The organism is Longispora albida DSM 44784 (assembly GCF_000379825.1).
GTDB lineage: Bacteria > Actinomycetota > Actinomycetes > Mycobacteriales > Micromonosporaceae > Longispora > Longispora albida.
Genome location: NZ_KB903838.1, coordinates 80,871 through 100,699, shown reverse-complemented (window position 1 = coordinate 100,699; position 19,829 = coordinate 80,871). Strand labels below are relative to the sequence as shown.

The following is a 19,829-nucleotide window of genomic DNA, read 5'->3' as shown; positions in this document are numbered from 1 at the left end:
GCGCAGTCCGGTCGGCTCCCGGGGCCGCCAGAGCGCCGCCAGTCATTGAGTGAGGACCTCTTTGATCACGTGCGGGACAGGCCGCTCTGGGTGGCGCTGTCCGCGAGGTCGAGGGTGCCGGACTGGCAGGTGAAGGTCATGGTCGAGTCGGGGTACGCCGCGCTGGCCGAGCCCTGGTGGACGTCGTCGACGTAGACGTCCCTGGCGAGGCTGCTGGCTCCGTAGCGGAGGGTCACCGTGCCGCCCGACGCTGTCCAGCTGAACCCGGCGGCCCCGGTGATGCGGACCTTGACGGTGTGGCCGTCGCGCTGGCCCGCGTACCAGACGCCGGCGCTGGGCATGTCGACGCTGCCTGTCCCCGAGCCGCCGAAGGTCATCAGGTACCCGGGGCTGGCCAGGCTCACGCGGATCTTCCCGCCCTCGCTGTCCGGGAGGTCACCGATCTGCTTCTGCAGCAGCCACACGCCGGGCAGGCAGCTCGTGCCCTGCACGGGTACCGGGGCGGGCTGCGCGGGGCTCGTGGCGGGCTGAGTGGCCGCTGGGGCAGGGGTACGCGACGGCGGGAGCATCGGGACCGTGGGGCCAGGAGCAGGGCCGGGGCCGGGCGCGACCGGGTCAGGTGGTGGTGACGGTGCCCCGGTCTGGGGTGTGTACGGCGGGCGCGAGTCCGTTGTGGTGGGCGTGGCGGAGGGCGAACCGGGAGCCGGTCCGGCCCGGAGGGTCTGCCAGATCGACACGCCGCCAGCGATCAGTGCGCCGAGGACGGCGGCCAGTACGGTCGCCACGGCTGCGATGACGACAGGTTTCGTTCGCTGAGGTGCTGGCTCTTCGGCCATCCGACGCTCCAGGTACTTCGCGGCCCCACACCGGCCGCGCCGCGCTACAGAAGACTTCCCATCAGAGCAGACGGCGGGCTGGTTACCCGGTTCCTGTCGTAACGCGGACAAGCTCCGCGATCATGGCGCTGTGCCATGCCGGGCAGCAGGGATTGACGATCGCCACTGGATGACGGTTGACTGGACGCACATTCAGTACACAGTGGAGGGAGCACCCATGATCCGCCGCATCCTGCTCGCCGGGGCCGTCTGCGTGGCGGCTGCCGCCGTCAGCCCGGCGCCGGCCCAGGCCGTGCCGCTCTATGGTTCCGAGATCAGGTACTACCAGGGCAGCGTCTCCGGCCCCGTCATCGGCGGCGCCTACCGGGCCTGCCGGTCCGGCGTGTGGGAACGCTGGGGCACCGTCACGCCCGTCTTCACCGAACGCCGGTTCTACTGCAACTGAGCGCGCCCTCAGGCTCCTCAGCCGAAGTCGTAGACCGTGACCTCGATCCCCGCAGCGACCAGAGTCCGCTCGACGAGCGGCTCGACCAGCTCCCACCTGCCGCCGGCCAGGCCGCAGCCGATCCGGGGCATGTGGACGGAGGCACCCAGGGCACTCGCGTGACCGGCCAGCGCGGCCAGGCACTTCCCGATCGCCTCGTACCGGACGGGCGGGCCGGCACTGCCCGTCCGGGTCCCGCGCTGGCCGACCATGTTCGCCACCCACAGATCCGGCTGGACCTGCACGAGCCGGGTCGCGCCCAGCCCGAAGCCGTTACCGGCCCGGCCCCGGTGCCAGGCGCGGTAGTCGCGCTCCGGCTCCGGCCACCGCCGGGAGATCGCGAGCACGAACCCCTTACCCCAGCCGCCCAGATCGTTGCACACGTGCGCGACGACCTTCGGACCCTTGGCCTGCGGGCTGGTCGCGTCGCCTTTGAGGTACCGGATCGTCATCGGGGCAGCATGCCAGCCGGGCACGACAGTCTCACCTCCATTTTCAGGCTGGCCGGAGTGCGACGTGGATGCCGATGTGGACGCCGGAGCTGGCGCTGGTCGCGGTGCGGATGCCTGTGCCGCCCGCGCTGGGCTGGGTGACGTCCGAGGCTTCCGCCAGGGCGTCGCGCGGCAGGTCGGCGTTGGGCGAGGACGCCTCGTACCGCTCCGTGCCGCCGGGCGGGGTCACGCCACCCTCGGCGTTGACTCCGGCGAGGTGGATCAGCCGGGTACCAGCCACGGTCGTCGTGATCGACGGCGCATCGATCGACGTGTCGGCGGTGGCGTCGGCGAGCACGCCCGAGGCGTCGACGGGGCTGGCGGTGGAGACTCCGCGGTAGGTGGAGATCCCGCCAGCGACACGCCGCGCGAGTGCGCTGTTCCAGGTGTAGCTGGCCGGTTCGGCTCCGCCGGCCACCCGCACGTACACCAGGTGACGGAGCTGGCCGGGGATCGCGGCCTGCCGGACCTCCGTCCAGCCGGCCGGGGCCGTGATCGCCGAGTCGTCGCTGTTCACGACGACCGAGGCGACCATGACGTCCCCGCTGGCGGTGCCGGCCGGGCGCTGGATGGCCATGGCGATCCGCCCGGCGGCCGACCCCGAGGAGGCCGAGGCGACGAACGAGATGCCCGGGGTACCGGAGGCCGGCCTGAGCGCGAGTACCGACGCGATGTGCACCCCGGCCTGCGCTGCCGTGGCGGTGCGCGCCGTGGCCGGCCCGGCGGCGGGCTGAGCCACGTCGGCCGCCTCGGCGAGCGCGTCGCGGGGCAGGTCGAGGTTCGGTGAGGTCACGTCGTAGCGTTCCGCCGTGTCGGCTGCCGGGGTCACGCCGCCCTCTCCGTTGACGGCGTTGAGATACACGAGCCGCGTACCAGGGACGGTGGTGACCAGGGCCGGAGCCTCGATCTCGGTGTCGGCGGTGCTGTCGGCGAGGGCGGCCGAGACGTCGACCGGGTTGCCGGGGTCGGCCCCGAGGTACGACGAGATGCCGCCGGCCAGCCGCCGGAAGTCCGCTGTCAGGGACCAGGTGTAGGTCGCGGGCTCGGAGGCACCGGCCACCCTGGTGTACACGGCCTGCCGGAGCTTGAACGAGATGGCGTCCTGCCGTACCAGGGTCCACCCGGCCGGGGTCGCCAGGCCCGGGTCGTGGTCGTTGACCACGATGGACGCGACCATCAGGTCCCCGGGTGCCGTACCGGGCGGCTTGCCGATCGTGATGCTGCTGCGGCCCTCTGGCGAGCTGTCGGAGGCCGAGGACCGGTAGGTGATGCCGGCCGACTCGATGTAGGCGGCCGTGTACGTGACGGGAACCTCGGGCAGGGTCACGGTGTGCGTGGCCGTCCCGCCATCCGACCAGGCCGCGAACTCCCAGACCTTGCCCTGCGCGTCCTGTGGCGACAGCGCGGTGAGCTCGCGCTGCGTGCCGGCCACGCCCCGGATCATCGCCGGAGCGGTGAGCGGCTGCCCGTCGAGCGTGAGCCGGAGCCCGGCCGGGGAGGTCGCGAGGGTGAAGTCCACCGTGGTCGGCAGGATGTCCCGCGTGACGTGGTGCGTCAGGCCCGCCGAGTCCTTGACGGTGAGGTGGATCCGGTAGAAGACGTCAGCCGACATCTCCCCCGTCCTCGGGATCTCGAACGAGCCGGAGGTCTGCCCGGACACCGGCCCGAGGAACGGATGCACGTGGTCCTCGTGGTGGAACACGACCTCCCAGGTGAAGGCCGGCGGCGGCAGGGTGCCGTCCTCGGTGTCCGTCCCGGTCCCGGAGTAACTGATCGTCTGGCCGGCCACGTACTTCGCGCCCGACGGCGGCTGGCCGATCACCGCCACCGGATGGTCGTTGTCGATCACGCGGAGCAGTGCCTCGGCGCTCACGTCCGTGCCGAGGCTGTTGGACACGCGAACCCGGAAGCGCGCGTTGTCGTCGGCGAGGCTCGCCGAGGGGATCGTGTACGTCTGCGAGGTCGCCCCGGGGATGTCAGCCCCGTCGCGCTGCCACTGGTACGCCAGCGGCGCCGTGCCACTGGCCGAGACCGTGAACGACACCGGGTCGCCGATGGCCACGGTCTGCGGCTGCGGATCGCTGGTCACCATCGGGGCGACGGCAGCGTCGTAGGAGATCCGGGTGACGGCGGCAGGGTTCTTGTCGGCGCGGGTGAGCACCCACATGTACCCGTCGTCGGAGACCGCCAGATCGATCACGAACCTGAACTTGGTACCGAACGGCTGCACGGCCGCGTTACCCGGGTTGAGCTGCCGGATCCACGAGGAGCAGTAGTCACCGAAGAAGTACTTCCCGACGTACTGGCCGGGGAACTGTGCCGTCTTCGGGTTGTAGAAGACACCACCCGTGATGGCGCAGCCGGTGGTGGCGATGTCGCCGTCATGCTGGTACGCGAAAAGGGGTGTTGTGAAACGGGTGTCGGTGGACGGGCCCTCCACAGTGGGCCAGCCGTAGTTCGCGCCGGCCTGCCCCTCGTTGATCTCCTCCCACGTGTCCAGCCCGACATCGTTGATGAAGTACCGCCCCGTGCCCGGCTGGAAGGCAGCCGTGAACGGATTGCGCAGGCCCAGCGCCCAGATCGCCCGGTTGATGCCGGTCGTCTGGCCGTAGAACGGGTTGTCCGGCGGGATCGTGCCGTCGGCGTTGATCCGCAGGATCTTGCCGAGCGGGCTGGTGAGCTGCTGGGCCTTCACGCTCGACGCGTTGTCCCCGACCGGGATGTAGAGCTTGCCGTCCGGCCCGAAGTGGATGTCGCCCCCGTTGTGGACGAGCGCGGTACCGAGGGTGGGCAGCTCAAGGATGATCTTCTCGCTGCCGGGCACGGCCTGGTCGCCATTGGCCGTGAACCGGCTGACCCGGTTGTGCGGGGTCGGCGCGGGGGCCGTGTAGTACAGGTAGAGGTAGCTGTTCGCCGCGAAGTCGGGATCGAAGGCGATGCCGAGCAGCCCGCGTTCGCTGCGCGCGTCCACGTCGAGGGTCAGGAAGGGCTGCGGGAGCATCGCGCCGTTCTTGATCACGCGGAGCGCACCGGCCTGCTCCGAGACGAAGATCCGGCCGTCTGGCGCGAGTTCCATCGCGGTCGGCGCGGTCGGTGAGGCGACCACCGCCTCCGAGAACCCGGACGGGACGACAGCGTGCGCCGCCTCGGGCAGCGCCGTCACCGCCAGCGCCGTCACCAGCGCGGTCGCCAGGAGTCCTCGCGCCGCCCGCGCGAACGGAATCGACAGCGGAATCGCCATCCGGGTGGCCCCCTCATCGCCCAGCAGTCACTCCACAGGTCACATTGCCGTTTGGATCGTGCCATGCAGGGCAAAGGCCGCGAGACGGTTCACGCGATTCAGCCGGCGGCGGGGGCTAGTCCGCCTGGCTCTGGTCCCAGGACACCGTACCCATCGCACACCTCCGGCTCGCCTCGCAGCACGCCGGTCACGGACCGTACCGGCGCCGCAAAGCTAGGAACCGCCGCGTGCACGCCACTGCAATCTCGCTGCAATGCCAGGTCAGGGCGCTGTTCAGGGGTGCGACAGGCCGGGCGGCGCAGCCGAGGAGACTGCGCCGCCCATACACCGTCCGGTACTGGCTACTCCGCGTAGCGCTGGCCCTTGGCCTGGGCGCTGTAGCCGATGCTCCAGATGTAGCCGTCCGGGTCGGCGAACGTGCCACCGTATCCGCCCCACGGCGTGGAGGCCGCGGGCTTGAGGATCGTGGCTCCGGCCTTCCCGGCCTCGGCGAGGATCTCGTCGACCCGCGCCTCGGTGCGGACGACGTAGGTGAGGGCCAGCCCGCTGAAGCCGCCGCCCTCGGGGCTCGTGCCCATCTCGGCCGCCAGGCCCTCGCGGCCGTAGAAGCCGACGAGCGGGCCGTCTTCCAGGGCGAAGAACACCGACACGCCGTAGTCCTGGTCGATCTCCCAGCCGAGCCCCTCGGTGTAGAACTGCTTGGTCCGGGCCATGTCCCCGACTCCGAGAAGGATCGCGCTCAGGTTCGCTTTCATGCGTTGTCTCCTGTGGTGGAAAGTGCCAGTGAGGTTGACGCCAGTCTTCAAGGAGACGTGAAGTTGATCAACGACACCTTCGGAATGGTGCGATGAGCGCGGCTAATCGCCGGCGGGCATCGCCTCGCGCTGGGCCACGACAGCTTCGGCGAACGACCTGAGCATGACCGTCGCCGCATCGGTACGCCAGAGCAGGCCCCATTCCAGCGGGGGCGCGTCGTGGATCGGCACGAACGCCAGGGCTGGCCGGTTGTAGTGGTAGCGGTCGTCGGCCGCCCAGCTGGCTGCCATGAAGACGCCCTTGCCGGAGGCCACCAGCGACCATGCCGTCTCCCACTCGGCGACAGCGAAGGCTGGCTGGATCGGCCGGCCCCCGGGTGTCCGCGCCGGGATGTGATGCCTGATCCAGTAGTCCGGCGGCCCGTCGACGGTCACCACGTCCAGCCCGGCGAGGTCCTCCATGCTGATGGCCTGCCGCTGGGCGAGCGGATGCCCGGAGCTGACGACGAGCACGCGCGGCAGGGAGAAGACCAGCGGGCCGGCGGTCAGGCCTGGTTCCTCTGCCGGGCGGATCGTGAGCTGGAGGTCGAGTTGCCCCGACTGCAGGCCTCCGAACGGGTCGCTGAGCGGCACCTCCCGGATCTGGATGTCACAGTCCGGGTTCGCGGTGCCGAAAGCCGTGGCCGCCGCGAGGACCAGGTCACCGGACCAGGCGGACTGCACGCCGACGCGCAGGACACCGGCGAAGCCGCGGCCGGTCGCCGAGGCTCTCGCGACGGCGTCCTGGATCTGCCGGTACCCGGGTACGAGGTCCGCGCGAAGCTGCGTGCCGAGGTCCGTCAGCCGCACCGTCCGGTTGTTGCGGTCGAACAGCAGGCCACCGAGCTGGCGCTCCTGCTTCTTGATCGACTGGCTGACCCGGGACTGTGTCAGGCGCAGCCGCTCGGCTGCCCGCCCGAAGTGCAGTTCCTCAGCCAGGGTCAAGAAGATCTCGATCTCCCGTAATTCCATCCGAATGCCACAACCCTGTCATTAGCAAAACTCATCACAGCCTCAAGCAAGATTAATCATCCATCGGGACTTCGCACATCACGGTTGGTGCGCAGGGGCGGCGCCGCCCGGGATCCATTGAGGACCGGCTCGCCACAACGGTATGGCAGCCCGAGCCGCACCGGGCAGCCAGCGTGACCACCCACCTGCACAAGCCGCCCGGCCCAGGCGGACGAATGAGGAAACATTGCTTCCGGCGCGAAACCCGACGCCCCCTGCCGCCGTGCTGCCCGACTGTGACGGCGTGCTCGTCGACAGCGAGCCGGTGCTGAGCCTGGCCCTGCACGACGAGCTGGTCAGGTACGGCGCGACCGTGCCAGCTGGTGAGCTGCTCTCCCGGTGACCCTGCCGCCCGACTTCGCCGACTCGGTGACCCTGCGGGACCGTCCTGCCGCTTCGGCTTCGTCCCGATCAGCAACACCGAGGTGTACTGGCACGTGACTCAGGCTGTCGCGTTCGTTGCTTCGCGGCAGGGAACGCATGTCTGTCCTATGTGGCTGGACGATGGTCCGACGTGAGCGGGCTCCTGGCGGAGGTGGCGGTGGCGCTCTGGCTCGCGGCAGGTCCGGCCGGGGCCGGCACCGCGCCGGTCCCGGCCGGCTCAGCTCCTCCGAACCCGCCAGGCAGGCCACGACCAGGCCGGACGGCGCCATGTGAGGCCCCGCGCGGGCGGGCACCGGCCTGGTGCCCGCCCGCGCGGCTTCCTCGTTACGCGCGACCTACGTCACGGAAGATTGAAATAGGTCGAACTCCACTCGTAGTTGTAGTGGTGCCATCCGCCGTAGATGCCAATCGTGTAGAAGACGACGTAGCCGGATCGGTATCCCTTGAGGTCAGCCGCGCGCAGGTGCTCGGTCGAGAAGATCCCTGTGTAGCACGCGTCTCCGTGCGTCCAGGTCCGGCCCGCGAGCATGGTGCCACCCGCCGAGTACACCGAGACGCCGATGCCGAGCCCGTAGCCGTCGCAGTAGGCGTCCCGCAGGTTGTACGAGAAGTACAGCGAGTCACTGAGGCTCATGACTCTGAGCTCATGGTGGCCGTACTGGTTGTCCCTGACCCAGTACCCGTCGGCGTGGGCCGGGGCGGCGAAACCGATCGCCGCGACTATCGACACGACCAGCGCGACCAGGACACTGCGAATGGATCGCTTCATGCACCCTCCTGCGTGTTCGGTCCGTTGTGGACCAGGCGTCGGCGCGCCAGATGCCCGCGCCGGAAGCAGGCTAAAATCGCCGCCTTACCAGGTCCTTACCACCGCCGGACCGCAGGAGATCCTGGACGGGGCGCTAGGCCGGCATGGCCAGGCCCTCGCGCCAGCGGACCAGGACTGCGAGGTCGCGGGACGGCTCGACCCCGAGCTCGCGGCGCAGGAGGTCACGGTAGGCGGCGAAGCCCCGGCGTGCCTCCACCCAGTTGTCCTCCTCGATGTGCGCCTCCAGGAGGACCCGCTGGGCGCTCTCGCGCAGCGGTTCGGAGTTGATGGCCATCATGGCGGCCTCGACGGCCTCGCCGTGCCTGCCCATGCCGCTCAGCAGGCGGCTGAGGGCTTCGAGCGCGTGCAGCATCCGCTGGCGCATGCGCTCGCGTTCGGTGAGCGCCCAGTCGTCGTAGCAGCCGGGCAGCAGGTCGAGCGCGCCCTCGAACCGCCCGGCGATGGTCAGGTCGTCCGGGCGGGGCCTGCCGGACATGAGCCGGGCCGCCCACTCCCCGATGACGTGCACGTCGACGGCCACGTCCTCGCGTAACTCCAGCGACCACTTGTCGGAGTCGAACACGTCGATGTCGGCGGCCTTGAGCCGCCACAGCGCCGAGCGCAGGTTGCCTGCCGCGCGGCGGTCCGTGCACAGCGGCCACAGTGCGCCCGCCGCGTGGCAGCGCTCGACCCGGCCCCTGCGTAACGCCATGAAGGCCAGGAGCCGTTTACTTCCCTCCGGTACCTTGATCCGGTTGCCGTCCTGGGTCACGTACGGCCCGCCGAGCAGATGCAGTGTGGCCGGGCCAGCCTTGCCACGAGCGCGCGTACCCTCTGGTGCGCCGGTCCTCATGGTTCCCCCTTCAGCCGTTCGCACGTGCCGATAGGGGTATGGTGTGCCGAATATTGCCTGCTTGCCCCCGAAATGCGGAAACTCTTATCAATAAGCGAACATGGACGGTAGTGCCGTGGACAGTGCTCGCGGGACTGTCAGCGCGGCTGCCCGGCCGGCGCTAGCCCGGCGGCGGCCTGCGGAACACGGGCGGCCTGTCCTCCTCCGGTTCGATGGGCGTGCCGCGCCGGGCACCGACGAAGATCACGATGGCCTCCGGCTCGCGTCCCTTGTCGAGGGCCGCCCGGATCTCCCCGTTGTCGAGGGTGCCGTCCGGGCGGACGAGCAGCGCCAGCAGCCCGGCCCGCGCGATCATGAGCGGCTGGCGGTCGGCGGCCCGCGCGACGCCGACCGTGATCCAGCGCCGGTCCTTGAGCTTGGCCAGCGTCTCCTGGAGCGTGCCGAACACGTCCTCCGGCACCGGGACGGCGTACTCGTCCGGCGGGTAGGCGACCTGGCCGATCTTGTCCTCCTCGCCGGGGAACCACTTGCCGCGCAGCAGCTCCACGAGGCGGCGGGCGGCACGCTCGACGTCGTCGACCAGGTACACGTCGACCAGGTCCTTGCGCGGGGTCACAGTGCAGCCGGCCTCGCGGCGGCGAGTGAAGGCGATCCACGGGTACGACGGGGTCGCGGTGCCGGGCAGGTCTGCCGGGAGCGCGGGCACGAGGATGTCCACGCGCGGCGGCTGCTGCCCGTCCGAGCTGAGCGGAATGCGGTCGAGGTGCTGGGCTTCCTCGATGGCGCCGGCCACGTAGTCGGCACGGGTCCGGCAGATCCGGGTCTCCACGCCCGGGCCGAACAGCGCCCGGACGTAGGAGGCGATGGCCTCGCTGGCCGGCGGGGCCGGCAGGTACCCGGCGGGCGGCAGCTCACCGAAGCCGAGGTCGCGCAGGCCCGGCCACTGCCCGGCCGAGGCGGGGATCGCGTTCTCCATCGTGGAGATGGTCTCCTCCAGCCAGCGCGGCTTGACGTGCTGGCGGGCCAGGTGGGCCTTCAGGTTCTCCAGGGCGCCGTTCAGGTCGGCGTTGGCCACGTTGACCGGGGTGCCGACGGCGGCCCAGGCGACGGACAGGTGCGCCTGGAACTGGAGTACCTGGGCGAGGAACACGTCCCACGGCCGCATGCCGAGCCGCTCCTGCCAGACTCGGCGCGGAGAGGTGCCGTCGATGTCGCGGCGAGCCGTCCACACGTCGAGCAGCCAGAAGCCGTCCGCCCGGGCCAGGATGCCGAGCGGGACGCCCTCGCCGCCCGGCGCGCCGGCCGGGTCCTGCCAGTCGCGGCCGGTGATCGGCGGGACGGGCAGGCCGGGGCCCGCCGGGATGAGCCAGGGCGCGCCGCGTTCGCGTTCCCGTTCGTAGTACGCGGAGGCGAGCCAGTTGCGCCAGCGGAACGTCTCGCGCGCGCTCAGGCCGGACATGGTGTCCTCACGGAGCCGGATCACGACGCCCTCTGCCGAGTACGGGCGGATGGGCGCGCCGGGTGAGCACGGGTCCTCGCAGAGGTTGCCGTAGACGTTCTCCTCGCCGTAGAGCCAGCTCGCCGGGACGACCTCGACGACCCAGAATCCGTCGTCGGCCGGTACGAGGTCCGCGAGCGGGATCTTCACGACCTGGTGGGAGCGGAGCGGGCGGCCGGCCGGGCTGATCGCGAGGCCGGGGCCGGCGTGCAGCTCGCCGTCGTCCATCCACAGTGGATAGCCGTGCACGACGCCGGTACCTGCGGCCAGGCCGGCCGACAGGGCCAGCTCCCGGGCGTAGTCCTGCATGACGGTCAGGTGCTCGGCGCGGAGGAACAGGCCGTCGGCCGGGTTGAGCCGGGTGATGCCGCCGGACGCAGAGCTGGGCGTGCCAGTGGTCATGGCCGTGCCTCCTCCGGAAGAGCGGCGTGCAGCGGGTTCGGCAGGGTCAGCACGGCGTCGTGCCCGTCGTTGACGGTGCCGGGCGGCCCGCCTGCCAGCCCGGCGAGCGGGACGACCGGGCCGGAGCCGAAGATGGGCGTCTCGCCGGTACCGCGCACGATCAGCCGGATCACCTCGTTGACCGGGCGGTCGGCCATCGTCACCGTGACGGTCAGCGTGTCCTCGTCGTAGCGGACGTGGTGGAAGTCCTCGTCGACCCAGCCGCGTTCCGACAGCGACGTGATGGCGACCGCCCGGCGGGACACCGAGCCGGCCACCAGCGGGCGGGTGACCATGAAGGTCAGCAGCGTGGCGTCCTCGTTCCAGCCGACCGTCTCCGGGATGACGCGCGGCCCGCCGGCGTCGGCCTCGCCGCTGTCGTGGAGGAGGCCGGGGGCCAGGCCGCAGGTGAGCTCCTGGATGGTGGTCGCCGGGATCAGCGCCGTGCGGGCACTGCCGTTGACCCGGACGCGGAGGACCTCACAGCAGCCGTCGTTGTCCCGGACGTCGATCTCCACCCGGGCGAGGGTGACGGCGGCGTCTTCTTCCAGTACCGGGAAAAGGGTGTAGCCCTGGCCACCGGGGTCCGGAGCCGGCCGCAGCTCGGCGGCGTCCTTCGCCGCCAGGCGCCGGAACTCGCGCAGCAGCGCGGCGGCGCGCTCGGCCGGCGGGTGCTGCACGACAGCGTGCTGGGCGGCGTGCGCTTCCTCGCCTGCCGGGTCGTCCTCCCAGACCTTCTCCAGGCCGAGCAGGACACGGACCCGGTGGTAGGGGCGCCAGCGGGACGGGCACGCGTCGTGGCGGAGGGAGATCCGGGCGGTTTCGAGGATGCGGGAGTACTCGTCGTGGCGGCGGTTGATGTCGCAGGGATCGGACAGCGTCGGCACCGGATTGCCTGGGCAGCAGTCGAACTCGACGACCAGGCAGCCGTGGACCGTCCTGGTCGAGCACTCCTTCTCCGGTGGTTCGAGCCCGGTCACCCAGTCGCGCAGGTCGAGGCACCAGGTGCTCTCCGACAGCAGCTCGCGGCCGACGCCGTCGATGGCCAGGCCCGCCGAGGCCGTCAGGTTGCGGACGCCGTCGACGCCGATCTGGTAGCCCCAGACCACGCCAGGCCCGTGCAGCCACGCCGAGTGCAGCATCTGCTTGCCGCGCGGGTTGCCCTGCATGGTGCGGAAGTCGTCCTCGCCGAGCAGCATCCCGTACGCGACGCGCAGCGCCAGGAACGGATTGACCGGCAGGTCGCCCGTGCAGCAGGACTCACACTCACAGGGCTGCTGTTCATGCGCCGTCATCAGGTCTCCTCGGAGGCTCGCCGGGGAAGGGCAGTGCCGCCTTCGCGTACTCGCGGCGGATCGCGGTCACCAGGTGCCGCTGGCAGATCGGCCGGTCCTCGGCCGCTGCCAGGAACGCCGCCGCGATGGCCGCGTTGCGGATCCAGCCGCCCGGCACCGGGTACAGCCGGGCGAGCATGGTGAGGTCCACGCTGGGGGCGAGGATCCCGGGCGGCAGGTGCAGCGGCCACAGCGCGCGCCGGCCGTCGAGATCCGGGAGGCCGAACTCGACCACGGTGTCCATCCGGCGGAGGAAGGCCGGGTCGATGTTGTGGCTGAGGTTCGTGGCGAGCACGGCCAGGCCGTCGAAGCGGTCGAGGCGCTGCAGGAGGTACGCCGTCTCCAGGTTCGCGTACCGGTCGTGGGCGTCGCTGATCTCCGTCCGCATGCCGAACAGCGCGTCGGCCTCGTCGAGGAACAGCACGGCCTGCGTGCGCTCGGCGGCGTCGAACGCTGTCGCCAGGTTCTTCTCCGTCTCCCCGATCCACTTCGACACCACGCGGGACACGTCGACGACGAGCAGGTCCGTGCCTGCCGCCGTGGCGACGGCCTCGGCCGCGAGGGACTTGCCGGTACCGGGCGGGCCGGAGAACAGCAGCCGCGTGCCGCGCGAGGCCCTGGCCCGTTCGCGCAGGCCCCAGTCGTCGAGCACCACGGACTGGAGGGCGAGGCGGGCCACGGAGTCGCGGAGCTGCCCGGCGATGTCCTCCGTCACGACCAGCCGCTCCCACGGCACGTCCGGTGTGGTCAGCGTCATGCCGGCCGGCAGTGTGAGCCCGGCCCGGGCCCGGATCAGGGCCGGGATGTCGGGCAGGCCGATCTCGGGGGCAGGCAGGCCGGCCTGGTCGCTGGCGTCGACGGCCAGCTCGGCGATCAGCGCCGGGTCCAGCGGGTACCGGGCGGCGAGCCGGCCAGCGTGCTCGGCGAGGTGCGGTACCGCGCTCCGCCACGCCTCCCGGCAGTCGTCCACGTCGGCCGGGCCAGCCGGTACCTGCTGCACGGGCCGGCCACCCGGCGCCCGGACGCTGCCCGGCGCGGCGCACACGAGAATCGGGCCGGGCAGGTCGCGCGTCGCGAGGACGGGTACCACGATCGAGCCCTCCGCCGGGGGCGGCACGACGATGACGGGCACAGCCCCTCGCACCGTCGCGTGGGCGACGAGCAGGGCGATCGCCCCGTGGTCGTGCGGGGCTGGAGCTGCTGCCACCAGCGGTACACCTGCCTCTGCCGCGACGGCGGCACAACGGCCGAGACCTACTGCCTCGTCCGCGCTGGTCAGCAGCAGGGTCCGGTCACCGCCGTTCGCGATGGCACTCACCGCGCGCTGCACGGCCGGGGTCTTGAGCCAGTTCCGCAGCCCCGCCGGAGCCTCAGGGACGCCACGTCGTTCCATAGTGGACGGCCAGGATTCGTTGCCGTGCAAGGCTTCCCAGAGCCGGTCCGCGAGAGTGAGCGATCGTTCGTAGAGCGGGACGGCCGGGTCGGCGATCCGCAGCAGCCGGTGCCGGACAGCGGCACCCTCGGTCAGCGCCCAGCGCAGCGCCACGCGGTCACCGATCAGCAGGGCGGCCAGCCCAGCCGTCACGCGCGGCTCGCCGTGGACGTTGAGCGTGCGGAGCGTGGACGCCAGGCCCTCGTGTTCCTCCGGAAGGCCCGCGAGCAGGATCAGGTCCTGGTCGAGCAGCCCGAGCCGGAACCGCTCGGACAGCACGTCGAACGGCCCGGGCTCCCCCGACGGCTCCCCCGCCTCCGCGGCCCACGACCGCAGGAAGGCCACGGCCGTCCCGCCGTCCGGCCCGACCCGTTCCTCGAGCACCGCAGCGATCCGCAGGGCCAGGCCCGCGGCCCGCGCGGACAGGTCCCTGCTGAGCACGATCGGGTCAGACATAGCGGAACACCACCACGCTGCCCAGCCACGGCACCCAGCCGGGATCGACGTCGAGCCCGGCGCGCCGCACGCCGACGTCCACGCTGTCCAGTGGCAGGTGGACCTCGATCCAGCCCGGCTCGGCGAAGACCAGGCCGTGCCGCGCCGCCACGCCCAGCACGACCGCCGCCGGGTCCTCGTCAGGATCGGCGGCCAGGCGGGTGGCCGTCGCCTGTGCCCAGCGTGCGGCGTGTGCCGCGACCCGGTCTTTTTCCTTTGTACCTGCTGCCAGCAGCCGGTCCAGTTCCCCAGCCCGCGCGGCGTCCAGCCCAGCGAAGGCCAGCACGGCCGGGTCGTCACGCGGGGCCGGGACGAGCGCGCCCGCGATCTCCCGCAGCACCCACGGCACCGGCCGGCCGGCGAGCACGTCATCGGCCAGCAACTCCTCCGGCATGCCGGCCTCGCCCGCTGTCGCGATCAGGAACAGCAGGCCGGCCCAGCGGGTCTCCCGGACAGCGGACTCCTGGACGACAGGCCCCCGGGCAACGGATTCCTCGGCGACCGGCTCCCGATCCGGGGAGACCCTGGGCACCGGGCGGGCGCTCGCCAGCAGTTCCGCCACGCGCGCGGCGACGCCGGTCGTGACGTGCTGGGCGAGGGCTGCTGGTTCCGTGCTCGCGACGAGCAGGATGGCCCAGGCTTCCAGGGTGCTCTCCGCTGACGGATCGGCGGAGCGCGCCCCGATCCGGAGCCTCGACCGGTGGATGTGCGCGGCGAGCGGCGCATGGCGCAACAGGGCGTTCGCCCGCGCTTCCGTCACGGCGTGCGCGGCGCTGCCCGGCTCGGGTACCGGAGCGAGGGGCTGGAGTGTGCTGTGGCCGGTGGAGGCCTGGTAGACCAGCGCGGCGATCCGGGGCCAGTACCCGGTACCGAAGAGCCGATGCAGGGCCGCCCAGCCGATCTGGGCGGCCACCTGCACCAGGGCCGCGGCGGCCAGCTCGGGACGTGCTCGCAGTGCGGAGAAGGCGATGCCGGCCGGGTCGCCGGACGGCACGTCACCCGGGGCCGGGGCAGCGGTGCCGGGCGTGACCCGGACAGGTATCGAAGCAGCATCGGCATTCGTGCCACTGTGGACGATCACGGGTGCCGCGGGCGGCGGGGATGTGGCTGGCGTGCCGGGCAGGAAGCCCAGGAGGCGCCAGGCCCAGGCGCGGGTGAAGGTACGGGTCGCGCAGCCGGTGAGCACGTCGGCGAGCGCGGCCGGTGCTGCTGGATAGTGGACGGCCTCGCCGCTGCCGAGCGCGGCGCGGAGCGCTTCGAGGAGGGCGAGCGCCCAGCGTTCCTGGACGTCGGCGTCGCGGCCGGACAGGTCGAGGGCGACGGGGACGTCGAGCCGGCGGACCAGCCACTCGCCGGGCGGGAGGCTCACCGAGCTGAGCGCCATCGCCAGGCCGCCGTTCGCGAGCCCGTTCAGGAGGGCGGAGACGCGCGGGCCGGGGTCGGCCCCGTCCGGGGCACGCCGGACCGTGGCGCTCAGGCGGGAGATGGCGAGGCTGGTCATCCGACACGCACCCGGCCAGCGACGGAGGTCTCCCCCAGCCGTGTACCGGTCGCGGCCCGGCCGAGCACCACCGGCCCGCCCGTTTCGCCGACCACTGCCGGGCTCCACGGCACCGAGGGGCCGACGAAGGACGTGAGTGCCACCCGCAGCCGGGCGCCGACCCGCATGCCCGGCCCCAGCTCCAGCAGCTCGTACCGGGTGTGGGCCGGGCGGTGGGCCTCGGTGATGCCGAGCGTGACGGCGCGCTGTTCCTCGCTGAGGGTGCCCGGTACGAGCAGGCAGAACCGGTGCGCCGTGCGGGTGTAGGAATCAGAGCCCGCCGCCTGCCCGCCGACCATGAACCGGCCGAGGGTACCGGTCTGCCGGGCCGAGCCGCCGACCGCCGGTGCCGCCGGGCCGTGCGGGCTGAGGCCCAGCACCGTGCCGCCCAGGCCCCGCAGCTGCCACTCCTCGACGATGACGGGCGGGCGGCCGAGGTAGATGCCGATGGTGCGGATCAGGGCTGCCCTGGTACCACGCCGGCGGAACAGCGTGTACGCCTCCGCGATGAGCTGACGCCGGGCCGGCTCCGGCCAGCGCCGGTCGAGGACGAGCCCCGCGAAGCCGGCCAGCCACGACAGGGCCTCCTGCGGGGTGGCGTGCGGGTCGGCCAGGACGGCGCGGGTCGCCGACCTCAGGTCGAGGTCACGGAGCACGCCGTCGGGCAGCGCGAGGAACTCGTACATCGCCTGCGCGTCACCGTCGTCCCGTGACCAGGATTTCGGCAGGGCGTCGAGCAGGCGGTGACCGGGGCGCTCGATCCGTACCCCGCGCACGCGGGGCGTGACGCGTTCCGTGCCGGTGAGGGTCAGCTCGATCCACAGGTACCGGCCGGGCTCGGCGCCGGCCAGGCTCTCGTACGTCTCGAAGCCCTCGTCCGGGCTGTACTGCCGCCACGGCACCTCCGAGCCGCCCGGCCGCTTGAAGAGCGCCCGTCCCGGCGCGGCCTCGCCGAGCAGCAGCGCCGACGGCAGCGGCGGCCCGTCCGGTACCACGCCGGGCCGGGCACCCCGGTCGGGCGGCGTGTACGGGACCGGGTCGGGGACGTCGTCGGCGTCGCTCGTCAGGTACCGGATGGCCAGGGCTGTGCCCGGGGGCAGGCAGGCGTCCACGAAGACCCGGCCCCAGCGGGTCCGGTACGCGCCGCTGTCGAGGCGGTAGCTCACGACCGTGCCCCGGGTGACGTGCCGGGCGGCGGAACCGGCTGTCCGGCCGATGGTCCCGCTGGCCGTGAAGGCGACCGTGCCGTCCGGGCGGGCCGCGATCGCCCCGCCGTCGTAGCCGGGGGCCGCGAGTGGTTCGAGTTCGAGTCCTGTGCCCTGCTGGTACCGGAGAAAGGGTTGTCCTGGCAGGCGCGCGATGACGACTGTCTTATCTGGAGTGATCTCGATGTCGGTGGCCCCGGCGACTTCCAGGAGGATCGCACCGTCTGGGGTGGTGACGAGCGCTTCGCCGCCATCTGCTGGCCGCCAGAGGATGTACAGCGGCCCGCCGTGGCGGGGGGCGGCGATCCGGATCGGGTCGAGGCGCTCGTGCCAGCACGGGACGGCGAGGGGCGGGCCCGGCAGCGGGCCGCGCCTGCCGTCGATGACCATCAGGCAGTACCGGCCGCTGGACCTGCGCACCAGGACCGTGGCCCTGCCGCAGGCCGCCGTGATGTCGACGGGCCGGCCGCAGACGGGAACCTTCCGGAGCACCCGGCCGGACGGCAGGTCGACGACCGTGACCAGCCCGGCTCCGGTTTCGGCGATGTAGAGCCGCTGGCGGCTGCCGGCGGCCAGCGCCCCGGGCTTCGACAGCCCGCGCAGGCACAGCCGCTCGCCGGTGACGACGCCGGCCGGCGGGCTCGACCAGAGGCCCCCGCAGTGCTCGTCGAAGGCCAGTCCGGAGGGCTGCGGCCAGTCCGGGGCTGGTTCCGGGCCGCATGTGCGCTCCACGCGGTCCTCGTGCCAGGTCAGCTCGACGCCACCGCCCGGCAGGAGCGCGGTGCCGTCGTGGGCGCAGCGCAGCCATTGTCCGTTCTGGACAATCATGCTCAGCGCCCGGCTGTCCATCAGCACACCTCCGGCGGGAGTGGTACCGGAACGGCGTCGGGCGGGGCCGGCTCGTAGGGCACTCCGGGCGGCAGGGGCTGCCCGCCGGTCACGGTGATGTCCGCGAGTTCGGGGACCTCCCAGCGTTCGAGCTCGACGAGCTGGCTCGGGGTGACGGACGGCGGCTCGGTGAGGATCAGGCCTTCGAGGTACTCGACGCCGTCGACCTGCACCGCGATCGCTTCGAGTTCGGCGCGGCGGACGGCGCGGCCGAGGGGCCATCCGGAGCCGTCGGGGCCGTACGGGGGCAGCGGGGCCAGGTACTGCCGCAGGATCAGCTCGACCCAGCGCCGCACGGCGTCCACCTGGTACCCGTCCTTGACGCGCACTCCAGCCGACACGGTGATCCGCCGGTACGTGGGCGGGATGACGTACAGCTCGGTGGTGACCAGCCGCCGCTCGTCCAGGTACCGGGCGACCCGGCGCAGGAGGGCGTGGTCGGGCATCGGCGCGTTCGGCTGGTACCGGTCCTCCGGCGGGAACACGACGACGCTCACCACCCCGGCCGCCCGGATCGCCGGGGTGTCCGGGTGCAGCAGCGGCAGCGTCTCGGCGCGGGCCACGCCGGTCACCTGGGCGGCGAGTTCCGAGAAGTCGGCGGCGATGACGGCCCGGTCGCGGCGGTGTACCTCGGCGGGGATCGCGTCCAGCGCCTCGGCGAGGCTGGCTGGCTCGGCGCCGCCCGCCGCTGGCAGGGGGTTCGTGACCCGTACCGGGCCCGGCCCGCTGATCGCGGTGATGGTCCCGGCTCCCGTGTTGCCCGCGATCCCGCCGCCGTAGCGGTAGCTGAGGACGCGGATGCGCTCGCCGGGCTGGGGTACGCGCCCGTGTCCGAAGTGGACGATGCCGGTCTCGTAGTCGACCGCGAAGTGCCGGTCGCCGGGGCCGGAGCGGATGAAGCCCGGTACTTCCTGCCAGTCCCGCCAGCCCTCCGGGCCCTCCTCGACCTGGAGGCGCACCGTGCCGGGCAGGACGCGCTGGCGGGTGAGCGCTGCCTGCTGGCCGGAGTCGCCCGTGCCGGCGCCAAGCAGCTCCGGTGCCGCCGCCGAACGGGCCTGGGTCGCGCCGACCGCGTTCAGCCCGACCCACCGGACCCTGCGGATCGCGTCACTGACCGGCCGGGGCCTGCTGACCTGAAGCCACGCCACGACCAGCGCGGCCTTGCGCTCGTCGGCCAGCGGCGGGGGGCTGTCAGCGCCACCTGCCGGGCGCGGGGCCCCGCTGAGGTCTGGCAGGGTCCTGGGCAGGGTCAGCTTCACGACGCCCGTGGTGACCATGCCGCCCGTGGTGTCCCCGGCCACTTCGAGGTTGGTGAAGCCGTTGGTGCCGTTCCACAGCCGCCAGAGCATGGCCGGCGGGTCCTCGCCAAGGTTCGCGGAGCGGAACACCGCCGCGTCGTCGGCGTCGAGCGCCTGCAGGCTGAACGGCCGGGCGATCGTCTCGTCGAAGGCCACGCCGACCGAGATCGTCCGGCCCGCGAGCCGGGTCAGGTCCGTGGCCGGCTTGCGGAGCAAAGCGATCCACAGCGACCGGTCGAGGGTGGCGTCCACGTCCAGCGGCTCCGCGCCCGGGGCGAGCGGGTCGGCTGGCACCTCGGCGGTGTCGTAGAAGCCTGCCGGGTCCTCGGGGGCCAGGCCACGGGCGATGCGGGCGTGCTCGCGGCGGTCACGCTCGGCGGCCGTCGTGGCGGGCGGGACGGCGGCCTTGCCCACGCCGATCACGTCGAGCGGCCACGCGTACACCTCGTCCTCAGTCTCGAACGGCACCGGGCCGGTCGCCTCCCGGCCAGCGAGGAGCTGCACGCCCTCGGCCAGCTCCGTCGACACGGCCAGCAGCACCCGGGCGGTGCGCGCGGTGCGGGGCTGCACGCCGAGCAGCCGGAGGAACTCGACCTTGGTGGCGTCGGGGATCTGGTTGAACCGGTAGAGCAGCGACTCGCCCAGGTACGCGAACAGCTCCAGCAGCGCGATCCCCGGGTCGCTGGCGTTGTGGTCCGTCCACAGCGGGGCGCACGCCGGTATCCGCCGGACGAGTTCTTCGCGTAGCTGCTCGTACGTCCGGTTGTCGAGGATCGGGCTGATCAGCGCCACAGCC

Annotated in this window: 14 protein-coding genes; 1 reads left to right on the top strand and 13 read right to left on the bottom strand. The window is 72.4% G+C overall.

All coding sequences use genetic code 11. The features are described from left to right. Positions 1-65: 65 nt before the first annotated feature. A complete protein-coding gene (locus A3G1_RS40985; protein ID WP_157641507.1) occupies positions 66-785 on the bottom strand; it encodes a hypothetical protein in 720 nt (239 codons plus the stop codon). Positions 786-1,053: 268 nt separating this feature from the next. On the opposite strand from A3G1_RS40985, the gene A3G1_RS0130405 reads away from it, so the two are divergent. Next, positions 1,054-1,281 (top strand): hypothetical protein, encoded by a 228-nt coding sequence (locus A3G1_RS0130405; protein ID WP_018353283.1) that lies wholly within the window; start codon positions 1,054-1,056, stop codon positions 1,279-1,281. 17 nt (positions 1,282-1,298) lie between these two features. Here A3G1_RS0130405 and A3G1_RS0130400 read toward each other — a convergent pair whose 3' ends face one another. The 12 genes from A3G1_RS0130400 to A3G1_RS0130340 all read right to left on the bottom strand — a co-directional run bounded on the left by A3G1_RS0130400 (position 1,299) and on the right by A3G1_RS0130340 (position 19,825). Beyond that, entirely contained in the window at positions 1,299-1,772 is a 474-nt protein-coding gene (locus A3G1_RS0130400; protein ID WP_018353282.1) for a macro domain-containing protein, read from the bottom strand. 43 nt (positions 1,773-1,815) lie between these two features. Continuing rightward, a complete protein-coding gene (locus tag A3G1_RS39220) occupies positions 1,816-5,052 on the bottom strand; it encodes a PQQ-dependent sugar dehydrogenase (RefSeq protein WP_018353281.1) in 3,237 nt (1,078 codons plus the stop codon). A 341-nt stretch (positions 5,053-5,393) separates the two neighbouring features. Continuing rightward, positions 5,394-5,807, bottom strand: coding sequence for a VOC family protein (locus tag A3G1_RS0130390; protein ID WP_018353280.1), 414 nt, complete (start codon positions 5,805-5,807; stop codon positions 5,394-5,396). A gap of 102 nt (positions 5,808-5,909) precedes the next feature. Further along, entirely contained in the window at positions 5,910-6,818 is a 909-nt protein-coding gene (locus A3G1_RS37585; RefSeq protein WP_018353279.1) for a LysR family transcriptional regulator, read from the bottom strand. Positions 6,819-7,581: 763 nt separating this feature from the next. Beyond that, the gene (locus A3G1_RS0130375) at positions 7,582-8,010 is read right to left on the bottom strand and encodes a hypothetical protein (RefSeq protein WP_018353277.1); all 429 of its coding nucleotides are present in this window, start codon (positions 8,008-8,010) and stop codon (positions 7,582-7,584) included. A 133-nt stretch (positions 8,011-8,143) separates the two neighbouring features. Further along, the gene (locus tag A3G1_RS37580) at positions 8,144-8,902 is read right to left on the bottom strand and encodes an AfsR/SARP family transcriptional regulator (RefSeq protein WP_018353276.1); all 759 of its coding nucleotides are present in this window, start codon (positions 8,900-8,902) and stop codon (positions 8,144-8,146) included. Between the two features lie 160 nt (positions 8,903-9,062). Continuing rightward, positions 9,063-10,802 (bottom strand): hypothetical protein, encoded by a 1,740-nt coding sequence (locus A3G1_RS0130365; protein ID WP_018353275.1) that lies wholly within the window; start codon positions 10,800-10,802, stop codon positions 9,063-9,065. Then, the gene (locus tag A3G1_RS0130360) at positions 10,799-12,136 is read right to left on the bottom strand and encodes a hypothetical protein (protein ID WP_018353274.1); all 1,338 of its coding nucleotides are present in this window, start codon (positions 12,134-12,136) and stop codon (positions 10,799-10,801) included. Before A3G1_RS0130360 ends, A3G1_RS0130365 begins: the two co-directional genes overlap by 4 nt. After that, on the bottom strand, positions 12,123-14,063 hold the full coding sequence (locus A3G1_RS0130355) for an ATP-binding protein (RefSeq protein WP_018353273.1): 1,941 nt from the start codon (positions 14,061-14,063) through the stop codon (positions 12,123-12,125). Before A3G1_RS0130355 ends, A3G1_RS0130360 begins: the two co-directional genes overlap by 14 nt. After that, entirely contained in the window at positions 14,056-15,603 is a 1,548-nt protein-coding gene (locus A3G1_RS0130350; RefSeq protein WP_018353272.1) for a hypothetical protein, read from the bottom strand. Before A3G1_RS0130350 ends, A3G1_RS0130355 begins: the two co-directional genes overlap by 8 nt. Next, the gene (locus A3G1_RS0130345) at positions 15,600-17,696 is read right to left on the bottom strand and encodes a phage tail protein (RefSeq protein ID WP_157641506.1); all 2,097 of its coding nucleotides are present in this window, start codon (positions 17,694-17,696) and stop codon (positions 15,600-15,602) included. The genes A3G1_RS0130350 and A3G1_RS0130345 overlap by 4 nt, the downstream gene beginning before the upstream one ends. After that, positions 17,696-19,825, bottom strand: coding sequence for a putative baseplate assembly protein (locus tag A3G1_RS0130340; protein ID WP_018353270.1), 2,130 nt, complete (start codon positions 19,823-19,825; stop codon positions 17,696-17,698). The genes A3G1_RS0130345 and A3G1_RS0130340 overlap by 1 nt, the downstream gene beginning before the upstream one ends. Between the last annotated feature and the right edge of the window lie 4 nt (positions 19,826-19,829).